We start from the raw sequence: 25,416 nt of genomic DNA on the forward strand, positions 1-25,416 counted from the left end.
ACTTGGCGCAAAAGTGCTAGCGCGCCCAGATTCCGCCGGAATCTGCTTAGGCGAGTAAATTGATACATTTTGGGCGGGTTGAGACAGCGCCAGTTCCGGCGGCGGTAAGGGCCAGGAACTCAATATTCCTTTTCGTAGAATATGCCGCCCTTGGCCTCGCCGCCATCGTTGGCCTCGCCGCGCAGCTTGACGCCGCGTCCGACATTGAGGTCGATCGTCGCCTTGCCCGATCCTGGCCTGTCGCCTTTCTGGATCGTCACATAGGTGCGGTCATTGAGATACTTGCCCGCAGACACGGCCGTCCCGCCCTGGTCATCGGTGGTCACATCCAGGTCGTCGACGCCGATTGCACTGCGCAGGTTTTCGAGCAGCGAGGTCGAGCCGCCGACGCCGGCCAGTTGGCCGGCGGCCTCGGCCAGCTGCGCGATCTGCAGCGGCGACAGGTTCGACATAGAGCGGCCGAAAATCAGCTGCGCCAGCACCTCGTCCTCGGGCAGCGCCGGCACCGATGAGAAGTCGAATTTCGGATTGGTCGCTTCGCCCGAGACGACGATGGTGACGGTGGCGCTGGTCGTGGTCGATGTCGCGGTCAAGTTGAGGTAGGGCACCAGCGAGCCCGAAAAGCCGACCGTGCCTTCGGTAAAGGTCAGCCGCTTGCCGAGGATCGACAGCCGCCCACGCTGCAAGGTGAAGGTGCCGACCGCCTGCGGCGAAGCCGCCGGGCCGGTCAGCCTCAGCGAACCGCCGAACTCGGCATCGACGCCCCTGCCCTGGATGAAGATCTGGTTCGGCGCATTGACCGTGACGTCGAGGACAAGCCCACTGCCGCCACCCCCGCTGGCCGCCGCCGGTCGCAAGGCCTTGTCCTGCGCCCGCACGGAGGCGGGCGCGTTCTTGTGCTTGACACCGAGTGCTGCCAGCGAGCCCGGCAGCTTATCGGGAACGGTGATGACGGTCTTGGCCAGGTTGACGGTGCCCGAAATCACCGGCGCCGAGGTGAGCGGCCCCTTTATGGTCAGGTCGCCGCCGAGATTGGCTGTCACCACCCTGCCGTCGGTATAGCGGCCGTCGACCAGCTTGATCGACAGATCGGCTGGGAAACCTTGCGCCGGATTGATGCCGAGTGTGCCGGAGGCCGACAGGCTGCCGCGTGTCGACAGCGTGCCGGTCAGCCGGTTGATCCGGGCAACGCCGTTGCCGATCGAAATGTCGGCGGCAATGTCATTGACGGCAAGGCCGGAGCGCGCGTCGACCAGGCGGGCGCCCGACGTGCTGACCGTGCCGCCGATCACCGGCGACGCCGCCGGGCCGCGCATCTGGATATTGACGTTGGCGGTGCCGCTGAGCGACAGCCCTTGCGCCGCAAGCTTGGCGGCCAGGAAGGAAAATGGCACCTTGCCGTTGAAGTCGAGCACCAGCGCTGGTGTGCCGGCCGTCGTCACCGTACCGCCGCCCTTGAGGCCAAGCCCGGCGCCGTCGCTGATGTCGGCGTTGAAGGTGAGCTTCTTGCCGGCAAATGTTCCCGACGAAGAGATATTCATGCCGCCAAGACCGGCGCTGCGCGTCTGCGAGGTCTGCACCCCACCAGCATCGATATCGAAGGCGACAGTCGGATTGCCCGGCGCGCCGGTTACCTTGACTGTTCCCGAAATCGAACCGGCGGCCTGGAGGCCCGGCGAAAAACTGTTGGCGAGTGAGGCCGGCACCTTCGACAGCGCGGCGCTGATGTCGAGTGCCTGCCCGACCTTGCCGGTCACCGTCGCCGTGCCGCCACCGAGATTGAGCACCAGCTTGTCCAGCGTCGTGGTGCCGTTCGCGATGCTGACGGTCGAGGCCTGGGCGATGGCCGCCTTGATGCCCTGCACCGTGGCCTGGCCGGAAGCGAGTTCGATGGTGGTGGTGCCGCCAGCCACCTTTACCCTGCCCGCGGCCTTCGCCGGAATGCCCTTGACGGTGGCGCCGCCGGAAAACCCGGTCCAGTCGCCGTCGCGCTTCAAATCGACATCGATGCCGCTGATGGCGGTGCCGCCGGAAATGACGCTGTCGGCGCGAATTTTGCCCGAGATGACCGGCGCGGCGAGATAGTTGGCGACCAGCGCATCGATCGACACCGTATTCGCCTGCAGGTCGCCGCGCGTAATCGAAGCGGTCGCAGCCTTGACGGCGACGTTCGGGCCATCCGCGGTCTTGGAGAATGCAATAGTGCCGCGCACGTCGCCTTCGGCCTTTTCCAGCGCCAGCGCCGCCAGCGGCCCGATATCCGGCAGGTCGAGCGCGATGGTGCCGACCGGCACGAAAGCCTCGTCGAGGGCGAGGTCGCCGGAAATCCTGTTCTTGCCGAGTGACAGCAGCAGGCCGTTGATGGCGCTCTTGCCGTCGGCCGTGGCCAGCACCGCGCTGCCTTGAAGCGCCTGCCCCGCGACATTGCCGGTCAGTTGCACATTGGCTGCCGGGTTCGCGGCATCGGCCTTGCCGGTCGCAATCAGCTTAAGTCCGGTGATTTCGCGTTCCGCCACCAGCAGGCGGTCGCTGTTGACGGTCAGCGACAGGTCCGGCGCCAGGCTGGGCCCCTGCGCGTTGAGTGCAAAGCTGATCGCGCCTTTGGCATCTTTCGACAACAGCGAGATGTCGGCCAGTGCACCCTTGATATCTGCGCTAAGCTTGTTGTCGGCGAGGCTGGCCTGACCGTCCGCGGTCAGTGCGCCCGACGCCAGCGTGACCGGATTGGCGCTGACATTGCCATTGGCATCCCGCTTCAGCGTGGCGCTGAGCTGCGTGCGCTCTGCCAGCACGCTGCGCGCCGCCGCCGGCAACGCCGCCGACAGCACGTCGGCGTTGAGGTTGAGGTCGATTGCTCCATCGGCAAAGCCGACACGGCCATTGAAGGCGCTGCCCAGCGCATCGCCCTGCACCGAGCCGCTGTCGATGGTGATCGCATCGGCCGCCAGGCTGCCCGCGACCTTGGCGGTGACTTTGCCGGCGATCAGCGGTGCGATGGTCGGATTGTCCAGACCTATCTTGTCCGCCGTCACCGTGCCCGAGATCGAACCGGTGCGGCTTCTCACATCGAACGCGTCGGAATGCAGCGCCAGCGCGATGCCTTCGACCTTGGTGAAATTCGTCGCCACCGACGGCAACACCGCCGAGATATCGAGCTTGGCTTGCGCAGCCTGCCCCGCCGCCTTCACAGACAGCGCCTGCAATTCGAGCTTGATCGGGCCTTCCACGTTGCCGAACGCCAGCGGCAGGCTCGGACCGGAAGAGGTCAGGTCGAGCGCGAAATCGCTGGCGCCGTTCGGGTTGAGGGTGCCGGCTGCCTTGCCGGAGATTTTTTGGCCCGACAGCGTCGCCTGATCCAGCACGATGCCGCCGGCCGTCGAATAGCTGCCGGCCGCATCGACATCGAGCGGTCCGAGCCCGGCCTGACGGGTCTGGCTGGTCTCGGCGCCGGCCAGTTTTGCATTAAAGCGAATGTCGGGATTTGCTGACGGCCCGGTGATTTGCGCCGTGCCGTCGAGCGTGCCCGCGGCATCGAGGCCGGGCGAAAAGCCATTGGCAAGCGCAGCCGGCAGCGCCGAGAAGGTCGCCGCCAGATCGAGCGTCTGGCCCGCCGTGCCCGACAGCGTCACCGAGCCGCCGCCGAGATCGACTACCAGTCTTTGAATGTTGGTTATGCCATCGGCAATGGTCAGGCTCGACGGCTCGGCGATCGCCACCTTGATGCCGCGCACCGTCGCCTCGCCGGACGCGATCTCGACGCTGGTCGTGCCGCCGGCAATCTTCGCCCGCCCGGCAGCTGTCGCCGGAATGCCTGATATGGTTGCGCCGCCGGTGAAATTCGTCCAGTCGCCGTCACGCTTGAGGTCGACGCCGATGCCACCGACGACGGTCGTTCCCGAGGTCACGCTCTCGGCCTTGATCGTGCCGGAGATCGCAGGCCTGTTGAGATAGTTGGCGATCAGTGCGCTGACGGTGACTGCCTTGGCTGCCACATCACCGCGCGCGATCGACACGCTGGCTGCATTGATGGTGACAGTGGGAGCCTCGCCGTCTTTGGCGAACACCACGGTGCCGCCGATATCGCCGGCCGCCGTCTGCCCGGCCAGCGACGCCAGCGGCGCGATATCGGGCGCGGAGATCGTCAGCGTCCCCAGCGGCAGGAATTTTTCATCGAGCGTGAGGTCGCCCGACACCTTGTTGTCGCCCAGCGCTACGCTGAGCCCCTTGATGGAGCGCTTGCCATCGCTCGTCACCAGCGCCGCCTTGATGGCGAGCGGCTGTTCGTCGACCGCGCCGGTCAGCGAGACATCTGCGGCCGGGCTCACAATGTCGGCCTTGCCCGATGCGGTCAGCTTGATGTCCTTGACCGTGCGGCCGGAGGCCGTCAGGCTGGCACTGTCGGCCGAAACCGAGAAATCCGGTGCGTTGCGCGCGCCGCTTGCCGTCAGCGCGAAATCGACCCCGCCGGCGACCGGCACGCCGACCAGCGAAGACAGCACCGAGACGTCGCCGAGCTTGCCCTTGATGTCGGCCTGGATATCGCTGCCTTGCGCGCTGGCGGTGCCGCTGGCGCTCAGCGAACCGGAAGTGAGTTCGATCGTGTTGGCGGCGAAAGAGCCCTGCGGATCGCGCGTCGCGGTCGCCGAGAATTTGACCCGTTCGCCAAGCAGCGAACTGATCTGCGGCGGCAGCGCCGTCGACACAGCATCCGCATTCATCTTCAGCGTCATGGCGAGATCGGCCAGCGTCACCTTGGCCGTCAGCCCGGCATTGAGAGCATCGCTGCGCAGCGTGCCTTCGTCGAGGGAAATCTCGTCCCTGCTGATCGAACCGGCAAGAGAGGCCGTCAGCTTGCCGGTGATCAGCGGCGCCAGCGTCGCCACGTCGGTCTTCAGCCCGGCCGCCGCCAGCGACACGCTGACCGGGCCGCTGCGGTTCTCGATGTCGAAACCGTCGGAATGGATCCGCGCATCGAGATTGTTCACCTGAGAACCGCCCGCAACCACCGAGACGAGTGAAGCGCTGGCGTCGATCATCGGCACCTTGCCGTCACCGAAGGCGCGCGCGGTCACATTGTTGATGGCCACCATGATCGGCTGCGCCGGGGTACCGGCATTGACCGTGACCGGCTTGGCTTTGGCCACGAGTTCGACCGAAAGGTCGCTGGCGCCCTTGGGGTCGACCATGCCGGCAGCGGTCCCATGAACTGCGTCGCTCTCGATCGCAGCGCGCTCGATGTCGACGCCGCCAGCCGCGGTCGCGGTGCCGGCTAGGTCGAAACTGGTCTTGCCGGCAAACAGCGACTTGAACCGTTCCGGCAGGAAGCCTTCGAACGAACCGTCGCCCTTGGCCTCGATCCGGTTGCCCTTGTCGGTCAGCTGGTGCCGGCCGGTGAGCTGGGTAACGATCTGACCGTCGACCATAAAGGTGCCGATGCCGCTCCAGTTGGCCAGCGGCCCGGTGCCCGAGACGACGATGTTGACCGGCGGCGCACCGGGTAGCTTGAGCAGGTTGGCGATGATGCCGCCGGCCGGCTCGGAAGCCTTGAGATCGAGGTCGAGCTTGTTTTCATCCGGCGCGAAGTGGATGTTGGCGTCGACATTGCCTTGCTTGCCGTCATGGCGGGTAACGTTGAGCACCGTCTGGATCGCCAGCGGCGACGCATCGACCTTGGCCGATCCCTTGGCCGCAAGTTCGGCAATGCCGCTGCCGGCAAGTTGCTGGCCGAGCGCGATCTCCGGCAAATCGATCGCTCTGATATCAAGCGAAACCGGCAGGCCGGTCGACCCGCTCTTGCTCGGCTCGGTGCTCGCCACAGGCAGCCGTGCCAGTTCTATCCGTTCGGCCGCTATGCGGTCGGCGCTGAAATTCTTCGACAGCAGCGCCAGCGGCGACCAGTCGACGGCCACCTTGCGGGCCACCAGCCAAGCGCCCTCGCGGTCTTCCAGCACGACATGGTCGACCGTCAGCGCGCCGGACCAGATACCGTTAATGCCGCTGACCGTGACTTTGCTGTCCCCTGACGACGCCATGTCAGAGATGATGCCGGCGAGATTTTCGCGGCCGCGCTCGGTCTTGGTCAGCACGACCAGCGCGCCGATGCCCGCCGCCGCCACGATCAGCAGCGTGTAGAAAAACAGGCGAAGGATGCGTTTCAAAATCTTCATCGTCAGAACGCCTGTCCGATCCCGGCATAGATGCCGAAACGCGGGTCGCCACGGTCGCGGTTGAGCGGCACGGCGGCGTCGATGCGCAGCGGCCCGAACGGCGTGATGTAGCGCAGGCCAACGCCCGCGCCGACCTTCACGTCGGAAAAGTCCGGCGTCGCTGTGGTCGAGACAGTGCCGGCGTCGACGAACGGCACGATGCCGATCGTGTCGGTCAGCGCAATGCGCATTTCGACCGATGTTTCGAAGAAGGAAAGCCCGCCGATCGGCTGATTGTCGATGTCCTTCGGTCCGATGCCCTGATAGGCATAGCCCCGCACCGAGCCGCCACCGCCGGAATAGAAGCGCCTGTCGGCTGGAACGTTCTGAAGGCCGGTGCCGACGATCGAACCCAGCGCGACGCGTTCGGCAAGCACGAATTTCGAGGCCGTGTCGAGCGATTGATAGGCCGACCCCTCGCCCCTGAGCTTGAGGAAGGCGGCGCCGCTCAGAATGTCGTAGCTTGGTTCGGCATAGGCCAGAACCCTGAAGCCGCTGGTCGGATTGAGCCGGTTGTCCCTGTTGTCGTAGACATATTGCAGCGGAATGCTGGCGATCAGGTATTTGTGCTTGCCGAAAGCGTCGGTGATCCTGGAGTAGTCGAGCGCGATTTCAGCCGACACCGTCTGCTTCTTGTCGATCTCATAGGACAGGCCGGTGCTGCCCTTGACCGAAAAATGGTCGTAGGCGTCGGGATGTTCGAGTACGGTCTTGACGCTGGCGATGAATTTCGAGGCCGGCCCGACCACCCCCGGCTTCTCGAACATGATGCCGGCATTGTAGTTGAGCTCGCTGAGATCGTTGCTGCCGATGCCGCTGATCTTGCCCTCGATGCGCAGCTTTTCGGCCCGGCCGAACAGATTTCGGTGGCCCCAATAGCCTTCCAGTCCTAGCCCTTCGGTGTTGGAGAAAGTGCCGCCGACGCCGAAATAGCGTGGTTTGCGCTCGCTGACCTGAACGCCGATCGGAATGTTGCCGTCGGCGTCAAGACTGTCGGCTTCCTTCAGCGTCACGCTGTTGAACACTTCGAGCCTCAGCAGCCGGTCGCGGGCATCGTCGATCTCGTCAGGCGAATATTGCCGGCCGCGTTTCAGCCCGGTCATATATTCGGTGAACTCGCGATCGACCTTCTCGGTGCCATCGACGGTGGTGTCGCCATAACCGGCAACCGGCCCGGCGGCCACCGTCAGCGTCACGTCTAGCGTCGAGGTGGTGTGCTCGGCCACGACCTGCCTGTCGGTGATCCGGGCCAGCGGCCGGCCCTCCTGCTTCAGCGCCCGCACGATCAGCGCCTCGGCCTTGAGCACGGCGCCCGAGCCGGCATCGCCGCCGGCTATCAGGCCGAAATCGGCGCTCGCCAGCCCGGCGGCATCGCCCTCCAGCCGAATATTGCCGAGCGTGAATTTGGGCCCGCTCGAGATGCTGATCACCACCGGGATCGGCTGCGGACCCGTAAATTCGGCATCGGGCGGCAAATCGTCGAGCACCTTGCCCTGGATGGTGATGGTGACGACGCCTTCATAACGGGCGTCGGCATAAAGCGCGGCGACCAGCTGTTCGCGGTCGCTACGCGCCTTTGCCAAAAGGCCGAGCGAGCCGGAAACCGGGCGGTCCTCGTCGGATTTCAGCGACGAGGCGTTTTCGAGCTTCTTGACCAAGTCCTTGTCGGCATCGGGCGCTTCGATGGTCACCGCATAGCGCAGCGGGTCGACGATATCGGCGTCCTCGTCATTCGAAGAGCCCCACAATTTGATGCCGAAGAGCTCGAAGGCGGCCGCCGACCCCGATTCGGCAACGAGCACGCTCGAGCACGCCAACGCCACAATCAGCGCGCGCGAAAGCGTGCGCCGTGGCGCACTTACCTTCGACATCTGCGCTTCATACGCCGGCATCAGGACAACCTAGGTTACAAAACTAAAATTGGAATGAAGTTTTGAAGCGCTCGTAAAGGGGCCACAATCCAATTGTCTGAAATAGGCAGGGCTTGGAATTCACACCTTCTGCGTTTTCGCAAGAAAGCGTGATCCCTTTCCCGTGGATGAACTATCGGCATACCGGTCATTGGCCGGTTTGGGAACCGTTGGCGGGCGGAAACCTGCCCGTCCTCGTGTTGACAAGCTTGACTGAAGCTTGAACATGCCGCGGACGTAGCAGTGTCTGGAGGGTGTTATGGCGATGCGCGCGGCGGCTCGTGGTCTGTCGATCTTGATTCTTCTCATTTTCGCCTGGGGGTCTGTAGCGCAAGCGGCCGAAGCCCGCCGGGTGGTGACCTCAAATAATTCCGACTATTTCGGCTTCGATCTCAGATCGGACCAGAATGTCAGCCTCGATCAGTGCAAGACGACATGCCTCGGCGACCCCGCCTGCCGCGCCTTTACTTACAACAACAAGGCCAAATGGTGCTTCCTAAAATCCGACTATAACCAGTTGAAACCCTTCAGCGGCGCGGTCGCGGGCAAGGTCGTCAATGTCGATGGCGACCCCGATATCGGCGCCCCGCCGGAACTCGCCTTCTTCCCCAACTGGATGGCCGACCAGGCCCAGCAATACCGCAACAAGCTGACCGATCCGGCCTATGACAAGCCGACCGACGGGCTGGAATCACTCCGCGCCGCCGCCGAACAGGCTGCACTGACCGGCGACCATGGCCAGGCCATGAACAAATACGAGGCCGCGGTCTCGGTCCTGCCTGACGACGGCCAGCTTTGGCTCGGTCTGGCGCGTGAAACGCTTGCCATACAGCCGGCCAGCGGCACCTCCGAATCCTACAATCTGCCGGTCAAAGGCACCTCCGCCGCCATCAACGCCTACAAATTGCTGCGCACCACCAAGACCCGCGCCGAAGTGCTGGCGCTGCTCGGCAACGGCCTCGACCGCCGCGATCTCTACCGTCCAGCCCTGCAGGCTTATGAAGCCAGCCTCGCGCTGGTCAGTTCGCCGGCGGTCAAGGCCGAATATGAGGATCTCAAGGCCCGCAAGGGCTTCCGCGTCATCGATCACTCGATCGACGCCGACACCAGCGCGCCGCGCATTTGCGCGCAGTTTTCCGAGGAGCTGGTCAAGACCGGCGTCGACTACGCCCAGTTCGTCACCGTCGACAACCAGCCGCCCAAGGGCGTCGAGGCCAAGGACAAGCAGATCTGCGTCGAAGGCCTGGAGCACGGCCAGCATTACGAAGTGACCTTCCGCGCCGGCCTGCCGGCCGCCATTGGCGAGGTCACCGCCGCTCCGGTCGTGCTGTCGATCTATGTGCAGGACCGCGCGCCGTCCGCCCGCTTCACCGGCGACAGCTTCGTGCTGCCCGCCGGCGCCCGCCGCGGCATCCCGGTCGTCACCGTCAACATGAATGCCGCGCAGATGAAGCTCTACCGCATCGGCGATCGTTCGCTGGCGCAGCTTCTGTCCGGCTATCAGTTCCTGAAGCAGCTCGACGGCTATGATATCTCCAGCATTTCCGACCAGATGGGTGAGCCGGTCTGGCAGGGGCAGCTCGATATCGCCAACGACCTCAACAAGGACGTCACGACTTCGTTCCCGGTCGACGAAGCCTTGCCGCAGCGCAAGCCCGGCGTCTACGTGCTGACCGCGCAAGCGGTAAATGAAAATGACGAGGACAATTACAATTCGCTTGCCACGCAGTGGTTCGTCGTCTCGGACATCGGCCTGTCGACCTATACCGGCCAGGATGGCCTCAATGTCTTTGCCCGCTCGCTCGGAACCGCCAAGCCGATCGCCGGCGCCGAACTGACGCTGCTGGCCAGGAACAATGAAATCCTCGGCACAGCCACGTCGGACGCCGAAGGCCATGCTGTCTTCAACCCCGGCCTGACGCGCGGCGACGGCGGCATGGTGCCGGCCGTTCTGATGGCCAAGCAGGGCGACAACGATTTCGTCTTCCTCGACATGGGCCGCGCCGGCTTCGATCTGTCCGATCGCGGCGTCGCCGGACGCGCCGCACCGGGCGCGCTCGATGTCTATGCCTGGACCGAACGCGGCATCTACCGCGCCGGCGAGGATGTGCATGTCGCAGCCCTTGCCCGCGACGGCGCCTCCAAAGCGGTGGAAAACCTGCCGCTGACCTTCATCTTCACCCGTCCCGACGGCGTCGAGAACCGCCGCATCGTTGCCGATGGCGTCTCGGCCGGCGGCTATGCCGTCGACCTGCCGCTGGAAGCCAACGCCATGCGCGGCACCTGGACGGTGTCGATCTATACCGATCCCAAGCAGGCGGCCGTTTCCAGCCAGATGTTCCTGGTCGAAGACTTCGTGCCGGATCGCATCGAGTTCGACATGAAGTCCGACAAGCAGGAGATCGCACAGGGCGAAACCGCCAACATCGACATTGACGGGCGCTTCCTCTATGGCGCGCCGGCCGCCGGCCTCGCGCTCGAAGGCGAGCTGACGCTGTCGACGGCGCGCGACTGGGACCGTTTCGCCGGCTATTCGTTCGGCCTTGCCGACGAGCAGTCGGCCGAGCCTTCGGTCACCCCGTTCACCGGTCTGCCGGTGGTCGGCGACGACGGCAAGGCGACCTTCCCGGTCACGGTCGACCAGTTGCCCGCGACCACCAAGCTGGTCGACGCCAAGGTCACGGTTCGCATGCGTGAAACCGGCGGCCGCGCCATCGAACGCTCGCTCAACATCGGCATCCGCCCGCAAGGCCACATGATCGGCATTCGTCCGGATTTCGCCGACAATGAGGTGCCGCAGGGCGGCACCGCCAAGTTCAGCCTCATCGCGGTCGACCCCGACGGCAAGCGCGAGACGCTGAAGGGCGCGCAGTGGTCGCTGGTCAAGGTCGAACGCAATTACCAGTGGTACCGCAACAACAACTCGTGGAACTACGAACCGGTCACCTTCACCAAGTCGATCGCCAACGGCCAGGTCGATCTCAGCGCCGATGCCGAGGCGACCGTGACGATGCCGGTCGACTGGGGCCAGTACCGGCTCGAGATCGAGACTGCCGATCCCGAGGGCCCGGCGACCAGCTATGAGTTCGACGCCGGCTGGTATGTCTCCTCGACCTCCACCGAAACGCCTGATGGGCTCGAGATCGCTCTCGACAAGGACAGCTATGCCGTCGGCGACGTGGCCAAGCTGAAAGTGTCGCCGCATTTTGCCGGCGAACTGCTGGTCACCATTGGCGCCGACAAGCTGCTCAAGACCGTCACGGCAACCATGCCGGCCGGCGGCAGCACGGTCGACATCCCGGTCGGTGACGACTGGGGCGCCGGCGCCTACATCACCGCAACCCTGTTCCGGCCCGGCGATGCGCAGGAAACCCGCATGCCGGCGCGCGCCATCGGCGTAAAATGGCTGACGGTCGACCCAGGCTCGAAAAAGCTCGCCGTCACCCTGACGCCGCCGGACAAGACGATGCCGCGCCAGCAGCTGTCGATCCCGGTTTCGGTCGCCGGCGTAGCGCCGGGCAGCAATGCCTATGTCACGGTCGCTGCCGTCGATGTCGGCATTTTGAACCTCACCAACTACAAGGCGCCGGATCCGGAGGGCTGGTATTTCGGCCAGCGCATGCTCGGGCTCGAAGTCCGCGACATCTATGGCCGTCTCATCGACGGCTCCCTCGGCACCACCGGCAAGCTCAGGACCGGCGGCGACGGCGCCTCAATGCAGCCGCAAGGCAGTCCGCCGACCGAAAAGCTGGTCGCCTTCTTCTCCGGCCCGGTCCAGCTCGACGCCGACGGCAAGGCGAGGATCGACTTCGACATCCCGCAGTTCAACGGCACCGTGCGCGTCATGGCCGTCGCCTGGACCAAGGAGGCCGTCGGCCATGCCACGACCGATGTCATCGTGCGCGATCCGGTGGTGATCACTGCCGGCCTGCCCCGCTTCCTGGCGCCTGGAGATGCAGCTATCATGCGGCTCGACGTCGCCGACACCGACGGTCCGGAGGGCGACTATGCCCTGTCGATCGCCACGACCGGCGACCTCTCGACCGGCGACAAGCCCTTGCCCGAAAAGCTGACGCTGGCCAAGGGCAAGCGCCAGACGCTGACCGTGCCGCTGATTGCACAGACGGCGGGCAATGCCTCGATCACCATCAAGCTCGCCCATGGCGACGGCACCGCCGTCGAGCAGACGCTGTATGTTCCGGTGCGTCCGGCGCAATTGCCGGTCACCACCCGTCTGGTCGTCGACCTCAAGGGCAATGGCGGCTCGCTGCGCGTCGACAAGGAGCTGCTCGCGGCAAGCCTGCTCGACGGCGCCTCGATCAGCGTCGGCGTTTCGCAGGCTGCGGCCTTCGACGTGCCGTCACTGCTGATGACGCTCGACCGCTACCCCTATGGTTGCGCCGAGCAGACCACCAGCCGCGCCATGCCGCTTCTCTACGTCAACGATCTGGCGTCCGGCGTTGGCATGCAAAGCGATCCCGAACTGCACGGCCGCGTGCAGGCCGCCATCTACAAGGTGCTGAGCTACCAGGCTTCGGCCGGCAGCTTCGGCCTGTGGGGTCCGGGCTCCGGCGATCTGTGGCTCGACTCTTACGTCACCGACTTCCTGTCCCGGGCGCGCGAGCAGAACTACGACGTGCCGGCCCTGGCGATGAGCCAGGCGCTGAGCAATCTGCAAAACTCGGTCGGTTACGACCAGGACGTCCAGGATCGCGGCAGCGAAATCGCCTACGCGCTCTATGTTCTGGCCCGCAACAAGAAGGCCTCGGTCGGCGATCTGCGCTACTACGCCGACACCAAGCTCGAAGCCTTCTCGAGCCCGATGGCCGTCGCCCAGTTGGCGGCGAGCCTGGCGCTCTACGGCGACGCGCAGCGTTCGGAAGCAACCTTCCAGACGGCGCTGCAGCTGGCCAAGTCGACCACCGAATACGACTACTACCGGTCCGACTATGGCTCGCGGCTGCGTGATGGCGCCGCGATCCTGGCGCTCGCCGCCGAATCGAAGCCGGTGCCGACCATCGTGCCGGAGCTGATCCGGCTGGTGGCAAGGGAACGCGCCGATGCCCGCTGGACCAGCACGCAGGACGAGTCCTGGATGCTTCTGGCGGCCCGCGCGCTGAAGTCGGGCAACGACTCGATCACGCTCTCGGTCAACGGCGCGCCGCATGCAGGTGGATATTCCAACCACCTCAGCGGCACCGACATTGCCGACAGCCCGCTGACCATCGCCAACACCGGCGCCACGCCGCTGCAGGCGGTCGTCACCACGGTCGCCTCGCCGGTAGAGCCCTTGCCGGCCGGCGGCGACGGCTTCACCATCGACCGCACCTACTACAAGCTCGATGGCACCGAAGCCAACGTCACCGAGGCGACGCAGAACGAACGCTACGTGGTCGTGCTCAAGGTTTACGAGCAGAACCGCTGGCCTTCGCGCCTGCTGATCACCGACCTGTTGCCGGCCGGCTTCGAGATCGACAATCCGGGCCTTGTCTCCAGCGCCCAATTGTCGAACTTCACCTGGCTGGCGCAAACGGACGCAGCCCATCTCGAATTCCGCGACGACCGTTTCGTCGCGGCATTCAATCCCAATGACGGCGATGGCGACCGCAACATCATGCTGGCCTACGTCGTGCGTGCGGTAACGCCGGGCACCTATGCCCATCCGGCAGCCACGGTGGAGGACATGTACCGGCCGCAATATTCGGCCCGCACCGCCACCGGCATGATGGAGATCAAGGCGCCGTAAGGCGCCTTGACGAAGATGAACACGCCGATGTCCGCGACCATCTCCTTCTCCCCGCTATGCGGAGAGAAGGAGCCGGCAGGCGGATGAAGGGCACCACCATGCTCTCCAGAAAATTTCTCCGTCGAACAGGCATCGCCGCCGCCTCCCTCGTCGGCTTTGCGGCGATCGCTGCCGCTTCTCTCTGGGAACTCGACCGCGCTTTTCCGCCGCCGCTGCCCGGAAGGCTCACCGTCTCCACCGAGGTCCAGGACCGCGACGGCCAGCTGTTGCGCGCCTTCGCCACGCCGGACGGTTACTGGCGGCTCGACACTCATCTCGACCAGGTCGACAAGCAGTTCGTCGACATGCTGGTCACCTATGAAGACAAGCGCTTTTGGGACCATGATGGCGTCGATGTGCTGGCGCTGGCGCGCGCCGCCGGCCAGTTCGCCACCAGCGGCCATATCGTCTCCGGCGGCTCGACCCTGTCGATGCAGCTTGCCCGGCTGATCGAGCCACGCGAAAACCGCAGCCTCGGCTCGAAGATCAAGCAGATGCTGCGTGCCATCCAGATCGAGCGGCGGCTGTCTAAGCAGGAGATCCTCGAACGCTATTTGACGCTGGCGCCTTATGGCGGCAATCTCGAAGGCGTGCGCGCCGCGTCACTCGCCTATTTCGGCAAGGAGCCGAAGCGGCTGACGGTCTCGGAAGCCGCCCTGCTGGTTGCGCTGCCGCAATTGCCGGAAAAGCGCCGGCCCGACCGCAATCTCACCATCGCTCATGCAGCCCGCGACCGCGTGCTGACCCGCATGGTATCAGCTGACCTGCTTGGCGAGCGCGAGGCCGCGCGCGCAGCGCTCGATGATGTCTCGGGCTTGCGCCGCAAACTGCCGGCACTGGCGCCACATGCCGCCTATGCCATGCTGCCCAAGGCCGTACCCGGCAAGCCATTGCAGCTGACGATCCGCAAAAGCGTCCAGCAAGGGCTGGAACAGGTGGCGCGAGATGCCGCGATCAAGCTTGGGCCGCGCCTGTCGGTCGCCATGGTGATGGCGGACGCGCGCACCGGCGACATTCTTGGCGAAGTCGGCTCGGCCGATTTCTTCGATGCCAGCCGCTCCGGCTGGATCGACATGACCAGGATCGTGCGTTCGCCCGGTTCGACGCTGAAGCCGTTCATCTATGGCCTCGCCTTCGAGCAAGGGCTGGTGGCGCAGGAAATGCTGATCGAGGACAGTCCGGTCGATTTCGGCGGCTACCGGCCAAAGAATTTCGACATGGGCTATCAGGGGGATGTCTCGATCCGCCAGGCGCTGCAGCTGTCGCTCAACGTTCCGGCGATCCGCGTGCTCGACTCGGTCGGCCCGGCACGGCTGATGGCGCGCTTCCGCCAGGCCGGCGTCAGCCCGGTGCTACCGGTCAACGAGGCGCCGGGCCTCGCCATCGGCCTCGGAGGCGTCGGCGTAACGCTGCGCGATCTCGTCCAGCTCTATACCGGCCTCGCCAATGGCGGCAAGGCAAACACGCTGCATGACGGCACCGAGCCGGCCAATGCCGAGCGCACCACCGCCACGATCCTCGACGCCCAGGCGAACTGGCAGATCACCGACATATTGTCGGGCGTAAAGCCGCCCGAGGGCGCCTTGCAGCGCGGCATCGCCTACAAGACTGGGACGTCCTACGGCTACCGCGACGCCTGGTCGGTCGGCTTCGACGGCCGCTACGTGCTGGGTGTGTGGGTCGGCCGCGCCGATGCCGGTGCGGTGCCCGGCCTGTCCGGCTATGTCTCGGCCGCCCCCATCCTGTTCGAGGGCTTCGTCCGCTCCGGCCTCACCGCCGTCCCGTTGCCCAGCCAGCCGGCCGGTGTCCTCAAGGCCAGGCGCGAAGACCTGCCGGTGACATTGGGGCGCTTCGGCGCCGGCGCCGACGGACTGGTGCAGGCAGGCCCGACGGAACCGGCGCCAACGATCATTTTCCCGCCCAACGGCGCCCGCGTCGATCTCGCCACCAATTCCGCCGAGGCCTCGCCGCTGGTGCTGAAACTGCAAGGCGGCCGCGCGCCGTTCCGCTGGCTGGCCAATGGCAAGCCGCTCGTCGGCATCGACCGCCGCCGCACCGCGACCTGGCTGCCCGACGGCGCCGGCTATTCGACGCTCACCGTCATCGACGCCGTGGGACGCGCGGCAAGCGTGAAGGTGTTCGTTGAATAGATGGCGCCAAGCGATTCAGGGGATTGGGCTTCTTCGCCCGAGGCCCGGCGCGAGGCACCCCCCTCTGGCCTGCCGGCCATCTCCCCCGCAAGGAGGGAGATTGGCAGCTTCGGCGCCGCGCTCATTCAGCAACGTTGAAAATTGGCGAAAGCCGCAGCGACATCTGATCTTCCCCCTTGCGGGGGAGATGGCCGGCAGGCCAGAGGGGGGTGTGCCGAAGCGCTTGCATCGAGGATTGGCCTTAGCCCTATCCATGTTCGTTTCGACTTGCTCCCCCGCCGACGCCGATCCCCTGCCCGCCGGCTTCGTCCGCTTGGCCGATGTCGATCCCTCGATCCGCCAGGACATCCGCTATGCCGGCCTGGAAAATTTCCTGCATCGCAAGGCCGATGGCTACGACGCCCCAATCTGCATACTCACGAAGCAAGCTGCGCAAGCGCTGTCCGGTGTGCAGAAAGCGCTCGCCGCCGATGGCCTGACGCTGGTCGTCTTCGACTGCTACCGCCCGGCCCGCGCCGTTGCCGACATGGGCAAATGGACCAGAGAGGGCGGCCCGCCCGATCCGCAATGGTACCCTCAGGTGCAGCGCGGCGACCTCATCGCCAAGGGCTATATCGGCGAATTGTCAACCCATTCGCGCGGCTCGACCGTCGATGTAGCCATCGCCCGCAGCGACGGCAAGAACAAGTCATCCGCCGCTTGCGGCGCGGCCGGCGCCGGCACGCTCGGTTTCGGCACCAGCTTCGACTGTTTCGACCCGGCAAGCGAAACCGCCCATCGCCCATTGGCGGCAGAAGCGGCGGCAAACCGCAAAAGGCTGCTCGACGCCATGCGCGCCGGCGGCTTCAAGAATTATGCGCGCGAGTGGTGGCACTACACGCTTCGGGATGAGCCGTATCCAAAGCTGCGCTTCGATTTTCCCATCACTGCGGGCTGAACCGCCCGGTGCTACACCGAGCCTTCCCTCGCTCGGCCTTGCTTCTGCGCTGTCAGCTCCTAGATAGCGTCAAACCGGCCGGATTCGGGTTAGACCAATATGAGGAAAATATTTCCTTCCGAAACCCAATATCGGCGAAAATTTCCTTCGGGGGGACAAAAAATGCAACGTTGAATGCATCTAATTTCTATCAATTCGATAGAGTTCAGCCGTCATCAACGGAGGCGGAAATGACCAAACCTCATTTCAAGAAACTGCTCGGCGCACTGGTCGCCACATCGATCCAGTTCGGCACGCTCGGTTTCGCGTTTGCCGATACGACCATTCTGAACGTGTCCTACGACCCGACACGCGAACTCTACAAGGCCTATGACGAAGCCTTCGTCGCACACTGGAAGGCCGAGACCGGCGAGACGGTCACGATCCAGCAATCGCATGGCGGATCGGGCGCCCAGGCCCGCGCCGTGATCGACGGCCTCGATGCCGATGTGGTCACGCTGGCGCTTGAGGGCGACATCAACGCCATCGTCACCAAATCGAAGAAGATCAATCCGGACTGGCGCAAGAAATTCGAGAACAATTCGGCGCCGTACACCTCGACCATCATCTTCCTGGTCCGCAAGGGCAACCCCAAGGGCATCCACGACTGGAGCGATCTGGTCAAGGACGGCGTCCAGGTGATCACGCCGAACCCCAAGACCTCCGGCGGTGCGCGCTGGAACTACCTTGCCGCCTGGGCCTATGCCAACGCCAATGATGGCGGCGACGAAGCCAAGAACAAGGAATTCGTCGGCAAGCTCTACGCCAATGCTCCGGTGCTCGACACAGGTGCGCGCGGCTCGACGGTCACCTTCGCGCAAAAGGGCATCGGCGACGTGCTGATCGGCTGGGAAAACGACGCCTATCTGGCGCTCAATGAATTCGGAGCCGACAATTTCGAGATCGTCTATCCCCCGACCTCGATCTTGGCCGAGCCGCCGGTGGCGATCGTCGACGCCAATGTCGATGCCAAGGGCACCCGCAAGGTCGCCGAAGCCTATCTCGGCTGGCTCTATTCCAAGGAAGCCCAGACGATCATCGCCAAGAACCACTATCGTCCGGCCAAGCCCGAGCTGGTGGATGCGGCTGACATTCCGAAGACGCCCGAAATCAAGCTGATCTCCATCGACGATCCGCTTTTTGGCGGCTGGAAGAAGGCACAGCCTTATCATTTCGGCGACGGTGGTATATTCGACCAGATCTACAAGCCGGCCCAGTAGGATTTAGATCAGGACGACATGACCATAGCACCCGCCAAGGCGGGGTGGCGATTCAGACAGCCGAGTGTCATTCCGGGTTTCGGATTGACGCTCGGCTTCTCGCTTGCCTACCTCACGCTCATCATCCTCATCCCCCTGTCGGGCCTGATCTGGCGCTCGGCAGCCCTCGGCTGGACCGATTTCTGGGCGATCGCCACCGACCGCCGGACCACCAACGCACTCGAAATCAGCTTCGGCACAGCCTTCATCGCAGCCGCCGTCAACGTCGTCTTCGGCACGCTCGTCGCCTGGGTGCTGGTGCGCTACCGCTTCCCCGGCCGCCGCGTCGTCGACGCCATGGTCGACCTGCCCTTCGCGCTGCCGACGGCAGTGGCCGGTATCGCGCTGACTACTCTTTATGCGCCCAATGGCTGGATCGGCCATCTCCTGGCGCCGCTCGGCATCAAGGTCGCCTACACGCCGCTCGGCATCGTCGTGGCGCTTGTCTTCATCGGCCTGCCGTTTGTCGTGCGCACGGTGCAGCCGATCATGGAGGAGATCGACAAGGAAGTGGAGGAAGCCGCCGCGACGCTCGGCGCCAACCGCTTCCAGATCATCACCCGCATCCTGTTTCCGGGCTTGGCGCCGGCCATCATCACCGGCTTTTCGCTCGCCTTCGCGCGCGGGGTCGGCGAATACGGCTCGGTCATATTCATCGCCGGCAACCTTCCCTACAAGTCGGAGATCGCACCGCTTCTGATCGTCATCCGGCTCGAGGAGTACAATTATCCGGCGGCCACCGCGATCGCGGCGATCATGCTTTTGCTGTCGTTCGTGATGCTGCTGGTCATCAACCTGGCGCAGTCATGGAGTCGCAAGCGCTATGGCTGACCCCGAGATCAAATCCTACGAACCGCATCACGAGAGCCGGTCGGCGGCGGTGACCGAAAGCCGGCCGGTGCGGCTGCTGCTGATGGCGGTGGCCTTCGCCTTCCTCGCCATCTTCCTGCTGCTGCCGCTGATCATCGTCTTCCACGAGGCGCTGGCGAAAGGCATTGGCGCCTACACGGAATCGCTCTCCAATCCCGATACGCGCTCGGCGATCCGGCTGACGCTGCTGGTGGCGGTGATCGCCGTGCCGCTTAACGTCGTCTTCGGCATTTCGGCTGCCTGGGCGATCGCCAAGTTCGAGTTCAAGGGCAAGGCTTTTCTGACCACGCTGATCGACCTGCCCTTCTCGGTCTCGCCGGTCATTTCCGGCCTGGTCTATGTGCTTTTGTTTGGCGCTCAGGGACTGTTCGGTGAATGGCTGAAGGCGCACGGCATCCAGATCTTGTTCGCCGTGCCCGGCATCGTGCTCGCGACCATCTTCGTCACCTTCCCCTTCGTTGCCCGCGAACTGATCCCGCTGATGCAGGAACAGGGCAACGGCGACGAGGAAGCCGCGCTCTCTCTCGGCGCCAATGGCTGGCAGACCTTCTGGTACGTGACGCTGCCCAACGTCAAATGGGGATTGCTCTACGGCGTGCTTCTGTGCAACGCCCGCTCGATGGGCGAATTCGGCGCGGTCTCGGTCGTGTCGGGCCACATACGCGGGCTGACCAACACCATGCCGTTGCATGTCGAAATCCTCTACAACGAGTACAACGCCGTCGGCGCTTTTGCCGTCGCTTCGCTGCTTGCCGGCCTGGCGCTGGTCACGCTGGTCTTGAAAACACTTCTAGAGATGCGCTACGGCGCCGAGATCGCCGCGACGCGCGGGCACTGACTAAATGCATGTCGCCCAAGACTGGGAACCGTTTTTGGGACAACGACATGCACCAAATTACTGAGGGATCTACATGGAAGTTCGCGTTGCCAACGTACGCAAGGAGTTTGACCGGTTTCCGGCCCTCCATGACGTATCGCTTGACATCAAGTCGGGTGAGTTGATCGCGCTGCTTGGGCCATCCGGCTCCGGCAAGACGACGCTGCTGAGGCTTATCGCCGGCCTGGAGCGGCCGACGCGCGGAAAGATCTTCTTCGGCGACGAGGACGCCTCGCACCGCTCGATCCAGGAGCGCAATGTCGGCTTCGTCTTCCAGCACTATGCGCTCTTCCGGCACATGACGGTCGCCGACAATATCGGCTTCGGCCTCAAGGTGCGGCATGGACCGTCGCGGCCGCCGGCACAGGAGATCCGCCGCCGCGCCTCCGAACTGCTCGACCTCGTCCAGCTTTCCGGCCTGGAAAAGCGCTATCCGGCGCAACTTTCGGGTGGCCAGCGCCAGCGTGTGGCGCTGGCGCGCGCCATGGCCATCGAGCCCAAGGTGCTGTTGCTCGACGAGCCGTTCGGCGCCCTCGACGCGCAGGTGCGCCGGGAACTCCGCCGCTGGCTGCGCGAAATCCATGACCGCACCGGCCACACCACCGTCTTTGTCACCCACGACCAGGAAGAGGCGCTCGAGCTTGCCGACCGCGTCGTGGTGATGAGCCAGGGCCGCATCGAGCAGGTCGGCTCCGCCGACGAGATCTACGACACGCCGAACTCGCCCTTCGTCTACTCCTTCATCGGTGAATCGAGCATGCTGCCGGTCAAGGTTGAGAATGGCGAGATCTGGCTCGCCGACCGTCCGATCGGCGTGTCGGCGCCGCACGCACCCGAGGGCGATGCGACGCTGTACTTCCGCCCGCACGATATCGAACTGCTCGACGGCTGCAGCGGCTGCATCGCCGGCACGGTCGCCGCCAGCCGCCGCGTCGCCGGCACAAGACGCGTCGAACTGGAAATCGGCGGCGAGCGCCAGCGCGTCGAGATCGAACTGCCTGTGGACCATCCTGCGGCGCAGAAGAGCCGGGTGGCGTTCAGGCCAAGGCGCTGGAAGCTTTTCCCGGCGACCTGAGCCGGCGCTACTCCAGCCAGTTCTCGACCTTCAGGCCCTTGATCCGGCTGAACTCACCGGTGTTGGCCGTAACCAGCGTCGTCCCCAGCGCGCAGGCGTGGGCAGCAATGAAAAGGTCATTGTGGCCGATGACCTGGCTCCTTGCTTCCAGTTCGGCACGAAGTGCGCCGTATTCGGCATCCACCGGCACGTCGAGCGGCAGCACAGGTAACTCGGCGAGCAATTGCTCGACCTTGGCTAGCAGCTTGGCCGATCCCTTGCGGGCGCAGCCATAACGCAACTCCGAGGCGACAACGATGCTGGTGCAGAGGGCACCGTCTCCCGCGCAAACCGCCGTACTGGCAGCCTTGCCAGCAGGGTTTCGGATCATGTCGCTGAGAATGTTGGTGTCCAGCATGAACCGCATCAGAAGATATCCTCGGGTCCCACGGGCGCATCATGGATCTCGGGAAAGTCGTCTTCAGGACCAAGCGGCGGCTCTTTCGCCCATTGGGCAAGCAGCGCGACAAGTCCCGGTTTACGGACCGGCTCGATGATCAGCCGGTCGCCATCGCGGCTGATCAGGACCTTTTCCCCAGGCAGCTCGAACTCGACAGGAATGCGAACCGCCTGACTGCGGTTGTTGCGAAACAACTTCGCCTCCCTGGGCGGTGGTATTGAGTGACGGTGCTGCGGCATGGCAGCCTCCCCTGTCTGTTCCACTTGTATATGCCATTTGTATATGCCACTCGGCTTCGAATTGCAAACCCACAGAAAACCCCAACGCACCGGCATTTCGGCTGGAATGAATTTTCGCCGATAACCTGCTTCAGCGATTTCTTTTTCGCTGCAACGCCATACGTCTGCCCCGTGTGCCTCGCAGTACACCCTCCGGCCCGGCTATGTTCTGGCAACGCATTGCACATCGGAGCTTGTTTTCATGAAGCGTTTTTTGCTCAGCGTCGCCACCGTCGCCGGCCTGATCCTCGCCTCTTCGCAGGCCTGGTCGGCCGACAAATTGCTCAACGCTTCCTATGATGTCGGCCGCGAATTGTTCGCCCAGGTGAACAAGGCTTTCGTCGCCGGCCATCCGGGCGTCACCGTCGACCAGTCGCATGCCGGCACCTCGGCGCAGGCGCGCGCCATTGCCGAAGGCCTCGGCGCCGATGTCGTCACCTTCAACCAGGTCACCGACATCGACTTTCTGGTCAAGAAAGGCCTCGTCTCCGCCGACTGGCAGAAGGATTTCCCCGACAACGCCTCGCCCTTCTATTCGCTCCCATCCTTTCTCGTCCGCGCGGGCAACCCCAAGCGCATCAAGGACTGGAACGACCTCGTGCGCGACGACGTGCAGGTGATCTTCCCCAACCCCAAGACCTCGGGCAATGCGCGCTACACCTATCTGGCCGCAACCGCCTACGCCAAGGAAGCCTTCAAGGGCGACGACGCCAAGGTGAAGGAGTTCGTCACCAAGCTGTTCAACAACGTGCCGATCTTCGACACCGGCGGGCGCGCCGCCACCACCACCTTCGTGCAGCGCGAGATCGGCGACGTGCTGATCACCTTCGAGTCGGAAACGCGCGGCATCCGCAAGGAGTATGGCAACGACAAGTTCGAACAGGTCACGCCAGCGGTCAGCCTGCTCGCCGAATTCCCGGTGGCGATCGTCGACAAGGTCGCCGACGAGCACGGCAGCCGTGACCTCGCCAAGACCTATCTCGACTTCCTCTACACGCCCGAGGGCCAGACCATCGCGGCTGAAAATGGCCTGCGCGCCCGCAACGCTGAAGTCGCGGCAAAATACAAGGCCGACTTCCCCGATGTCCGCCTGCTGACTGTGGAAGACGTCTTCGGCGGCTGGGACAAGGTACAGAAGGAGCACTTCGCCGCCGGCGGTCTGCTCGACCAGACCTATGGCAGCCGCTGATATCAGCAGCGTTCGACCTCACCTCACAAGAAAGCCGGCGCTTTGCCGCCTTTTTCGTTTTCGCGCGCCGACAAACGGCTTCAGGCGGAATCTGTCGCGATCGGTGAAAAACGTTACAAAGAATCAACGCCTTTGTGCCCAACGTGCAATCGGGCGGCTTGTTCTACGCGAAACCGGGTTGTTCAGGCGAAACGTCATGATTTGCACACAAACAACCGCCAGATGCGGGTGGTTGGGGTTTTCATGAACTGAAGCGGGCATGCTTACCAAAAAAGGCAAATACGGCCTCAAGGCCCTCGTGCATCTTTCCGGCCTGCCGGTCGGCCAGCTTGCATTCGTCAACGACATCGCGATCGCCAACAACATCCCGAAGAAATTCCTGGATGCCATTCTGGGCGAGCTGCGCAATGCCGGTTTCGTCCTCAGTCGCAAGGGCAAGGAAGGCGGTTATCGCCTCGCCCGGCCGGCTTCCGAAATCAAGATCGGCCACGTCGTGCGCGTGCTGGACGGCCCGCTCGCTCCCATACCCTGCGCCAGCCGCACGCAATACCAGCGCTGCGAGGATTGCGACGAGGCGACCTGCCAAGTCCGGCACATGATGCTGGAAGTGCGCCAGGCGATCGCCGAAGTGCTGGACAATCGCAGCCTCGCCGCCATGCGCGACGCCGACAATGATGATTTTCCGGTCGAGCTGACATCGCAGATCTAAATTAGAGCATGGTCCCGAAAAGTGCGAACCGGTTTTCGGACAAGATCATGCTGAAATGAGAGTCCTCAGACCAGGCCGAGCTTGCCGGCCAGGCCGACGCGCTGGATTTTGCCGGTGGGACCCTTGGGTATCTCCTGGAGAAACAGGATGTGGCGCGGCACCTTGAACTCGACGATCCGGCTGCGCGCGAAATCACGAATCTGCTCGGCATCGGCGGTGGCGCCCTCGGCCAGCACGATGGCCGCACCCACCTCTTCGCCGAGCATGGCGTGCGGCACGGCGAAGGTCACCGCCTGCGCCACCAGCGGATGATCGAGCAGGACATTGTCGACTTCGAGCGGCGAGATCTTTTCGCCGCCGCGATTGATGATCTCCTTCAGCCGCCCGGTGATCTTCAGATCGCCATCCTCGTCGATCAGGCCCTGGTCGCCGGTGCGGAACCAGCCATCGCTGAAGGCAGCTTCATTGGCCACCGGATTGTTGAGATAGCCATCATGGATGTTGGCGCCGCGCACCGCGATCTCGCCCTTTTCACCCGCCGGAAGGATCGTCCCCTTGTCGTCCAGGATCGTCACCTGCGGACCCGCAGGCAGGCCGACCGAGCCTGGCTTGCGGCGCGCAGGCGGCAGGTCATTGGATGTCATCTGGTGCGCCGCCTCGGTCATGCCATAGGCCTCGACCACCGGACAGCCGAAGACGCGCTCGAGGTCGCGGAACACGGTGTCGGGAAGCGCTGCCGAAGACGAGCGGATGAAGCGCAGCCGCGCAGCAGCAATGGTTTCGCCATTGCGGGCGGCGCGCGCTAGGATCGCCTGATGCATGGTCGGCACCGCGCTGTACCAGCTCGGCCTGAAGTCGCCCAGCCAGCCGTAGAATTTGAGCGGGTTGAAGCCCGGCGTGCAGACAACAGCGCCGCCGACTGCCAGCTGTGCGCTGAGCGCCGCCATCAGCCCGTGAATGTGGAACAGCGGCATCACGTTGAGACAGATATCGTCTGCCGAAAGCGCCAGGGTGCGGGCGATGTTGGCCATTGATGCCTGCAGATTGCGCTGCCGCAAGCCGACGATCTTCGGCCGCGCCGTGGTTCCCGATGTGTGCAGGACAAGCGCGAAATCGTCCGGCCCGTTGAGCTGCATATCGTCGAGGCGAGCCTCACTGGCAGCCTCCACCTCGGCGTCGCCCGCCAGCAGAAACTCGCCGGCCTTGGCGCCGTCAGTCACGACGACGTCGAGCACCGCAATGCCGTGCCCCTTTGCGGCGTTGCGCGCGGCATCGCCCATGCCTTGTCCGCACAGCAGCAGCTTCACATCGAGATCGCCGAGATAGAAGCGGAATTCGTCTTCGCCGTAAGCCGGATTGAGCGGCGCCGCCGTCGCCAACGCCGAGACCGCCAGGAAACAGGCCGCCATTTCCGGGCCGTTGGGCAAGACGATGCCGACGGCCGTGCCGCGGGCAACGCCACGCCTGGCGAGATCGCCGCAGAGCTTGTCGACAAGATTGGCGAGGCCGGCAAAGCTCAGGGATGGCCGGTCCGGCGCCATCAGCGCCACCGCAGCCGGCCGCCAGGGCGCCAGTTGGGGAAGTGCTACCGATAGGGCCTGTTTCAAGTTCGAACCCTGAATGGCGTTCACCATGGCCTTGCCGGCGCCGATTGCGCGCCCGTGGCAGACGCAGTAAAGCGATTTCCGGACGC

General features: G+C 64.4%; 14 protein-coding genes. 9 read left to right on the top strand and 5 right to left on the bottom strand.

What is annotated here, in order from left to right; genetic code table 11:
* Window positions 1-119 precede the first annotated feature (119 nt).
* Window positions 120-6,167 carry a translocation/assembly module TamB domain-containing protein gene (locus NLY36_RS05285; protein ID WP_023735995.1) on the bottom strand — a complete coding sequence of 2,016 codons (6,048 nt, stop codon included), beginning with the start codon at window positions 6,165-6,167 and terminating at the stop codon, window positions 120-122.
* A gap of 2 nt (window positions 6,168-6,169) precedes the next feature.
* Window positions 6,170-8,098 (bottom strand): autotransporter assembly complex protein TamA, encoded by a 1,929-nt coding sequence (locus NLY36_RS05290; RefSeq protein WP_023735996.1) that lies wholly within the window; start codon window positions 8,096-8,098, stop codon window positions 6,170-6,172.
* 277 nt (window positions 8,099-8,375) lie between these two features.
* Here NLY36_RS05290 and NLY36_RS05295 point away from each other — a divergent pair, with 277 nt between their 5' ends.
* The 7 genes from NLY36_RS05295 (at window position 8,376) to NLY36_RS05325 (ending at window position 21,108) form a co-directional block, all read left to right on the top strand.
* Window positions 8,376-13,862: an alpha-2-macroglobulin family protein gene (locus NLY36_RS05295; protein WP_286461715.1), complete on the top strand. Its 5,487-nt coding sequence runs from the start codon at window positions 8,376-8,378 to the stop codon at window positions 13,860-13,862.
* An 83-nt stretch (window positions 13,863-13,945) separates the two neighbouring features.
* Window positions 13,946-16,051 carry a penicillin-binding protein 1C gene (pbpC, locus tag NLY36_RS05300; RefSeq protein ID WP_031249190.1) on the top strand — a complete coding sequence of 702 codons (2,106 nt, stop codon included), beginning with the start codon at window positions 13,946-13,948 and terminating at the stop codon, window positions 16,049-16,051.
* Between the two features lie 253 nt (window positions 16,052-16,304).
* The gene (locus NLY36_RS05305; RefSeq protein ID WP_023735998.1) at window positions 16,305-16,988 is read left to right on the top strand and encodes a M15 family metallopeptidase; all 684 of its coding nucleotides are present in this window, start codon (window positions 16,305-16,307) and stop codon (window positions 16,986-16,988) included.
* Between the two features lie 230 nt (window positions 16,989-17,218).
* Complete coding sequence (locus NLY36_RS05310) at window positions 17,219-18,247, top strand: sulfate ABC transporter substrate-binding protein (RefSeq protein WP_023673082.1); 1,029 nt, start codon at window positions 17,219-17,221, stop codon at window positions 18,245-18,247.
* 18 nt (window positions 18,248-18,265) lie between these two features.
* On the top strand, window positions 18,266-19,117 hold the full coding sequence (cysT, locus tag NLY36_RS05315) for a sulfate ABC transporter permease subunit CysT (protein ID WP_023735999.1): 852 nt from the start codon (window positions 18,266-18,268) through the stop codon (window positions 19,115-19,117).
* The gene (gene cysW, locus NLY36_RS05320) at window positions 19,110-19,994 is read left to right on the top strand and encodes a sulfate ABC transporter permease subunit CysW (RefSeq protein ID WP_023690809.1); all 885 of its coding nucleotides are present in this window, start codon (window positions 19,110-19,112) and stop codon (window positions 19,992-19,994) included. The genes cysT and cysW overlap by 8 nt, the downstream gene beginning before the upstream one ends.
* Before the next feature lie 73 nt (window positions 19,995-20,067).
* A complete protein-coding gene (locus NLY36_RS05325; protein ID WP_023696187.1) occupies window positions 20,068-21,108 on the top strand; it encodes a sulfate/molybdate ABC transporter ATP-binding protein in 1,041 nt (346 codons plus the stop codon).
* A gap of 7 nt (window positions 21,109-21,115) precedes the next feature.
* On the opposite strand, the gene NLY36_RS05330 is transcribed toward NLY36_RS05325, so the two are convergent.
* Together NLY36_RS05330 and NLY36_RS05335 are read right to left on the bottom strand one after the other, a co-directional pair.
* Window positions 21,116-21,514 (bottom strand): type II toxin-antitoxin system VapC family toxin, encoded by a 399-nt coding sequence (locus NLY36_RS05330; protein ID WP_023696188.1) that lies wholly within the window; start codon window positions 21,512-21,514, stop codon window positions 21,116-21,118.
* Window positions 21,514-21,786: an AbrB/MazE/SpoVT family DNA-binding domain-containing protein gene (locus tag NLY36_RS05335; protein WP_023687970.1), complete on the bottom strand. Its 273-nt coding sequence runs from the start codon at window positions 21,784-21,786 to the stop codon at window positions 21,514-21,516. The genes NLY36_RS05330 and NLY36_RS05335 overlap by 1 nt, the downstream gene beginning before the upstream one ends.
* Window positions 21,787-22,027: 241 nt before the next feature.
* Between NLY36_RS05335 and NLY36_RS05340 the strand changes: the two genes are divergently transcribed.
* Together NLY36_RS05340 and NLY36_RS05345 are read left to right on the top strand one after the other, a co-directional pair.
* Window positions 22,028-23,014, top strand: a complete 987-nt coding sequence (locus NLY36_RS05340; protein ID WP_023736000.1) for a sulfate ABC transporter substrate-binding protein — start codon at window positions 22,028-22,030, stop codon at window positions 23,012-23,014.
* A 259-nt stretch (window positions 23,015-23,273) separates the two neighbouring features.
* The gene (locus NLY36_RS05345) at window positions 23,274-23,723 is read left to right on the top strand and encodes an RrF2 family transcriptional regulator (RefSeq protein ID WP_023673075.1); all 450 of its coding nucleotides are present in this window, start codon (window positions 23,274-23,276) and stop codon (window positions 23,721-23,723) included.
* A 65-nt stretch (window positions 23,724-23,788) separates the two neighbouring features.
* Here the strand turns inward: NLY36_RS05345 and NLY36_RS05350 are convergent, their stop codons facing one another.
* Complete coding sequence (locus tag NLY36_RS05350) at window positions 23,789-25,330, bottom strand: acyl--CoA ligase (RefSeq protein WP_444848974.1); 1,542 nt, start codon at window positions 25,328-25,330, stop codon at window positions 23,789-23,791.
* Window positions 25,331-25,416 lie beyond the last annotated feature (86 nt).

The organism is Mesorhizobium sp. C399B (assembly GCF_030323185.1).
GTDB lineage: Bacteria > Pseudomonadota > Alphaproteobacteria > Rhizobiales > Rhizobiaceae > Mesorhizobium.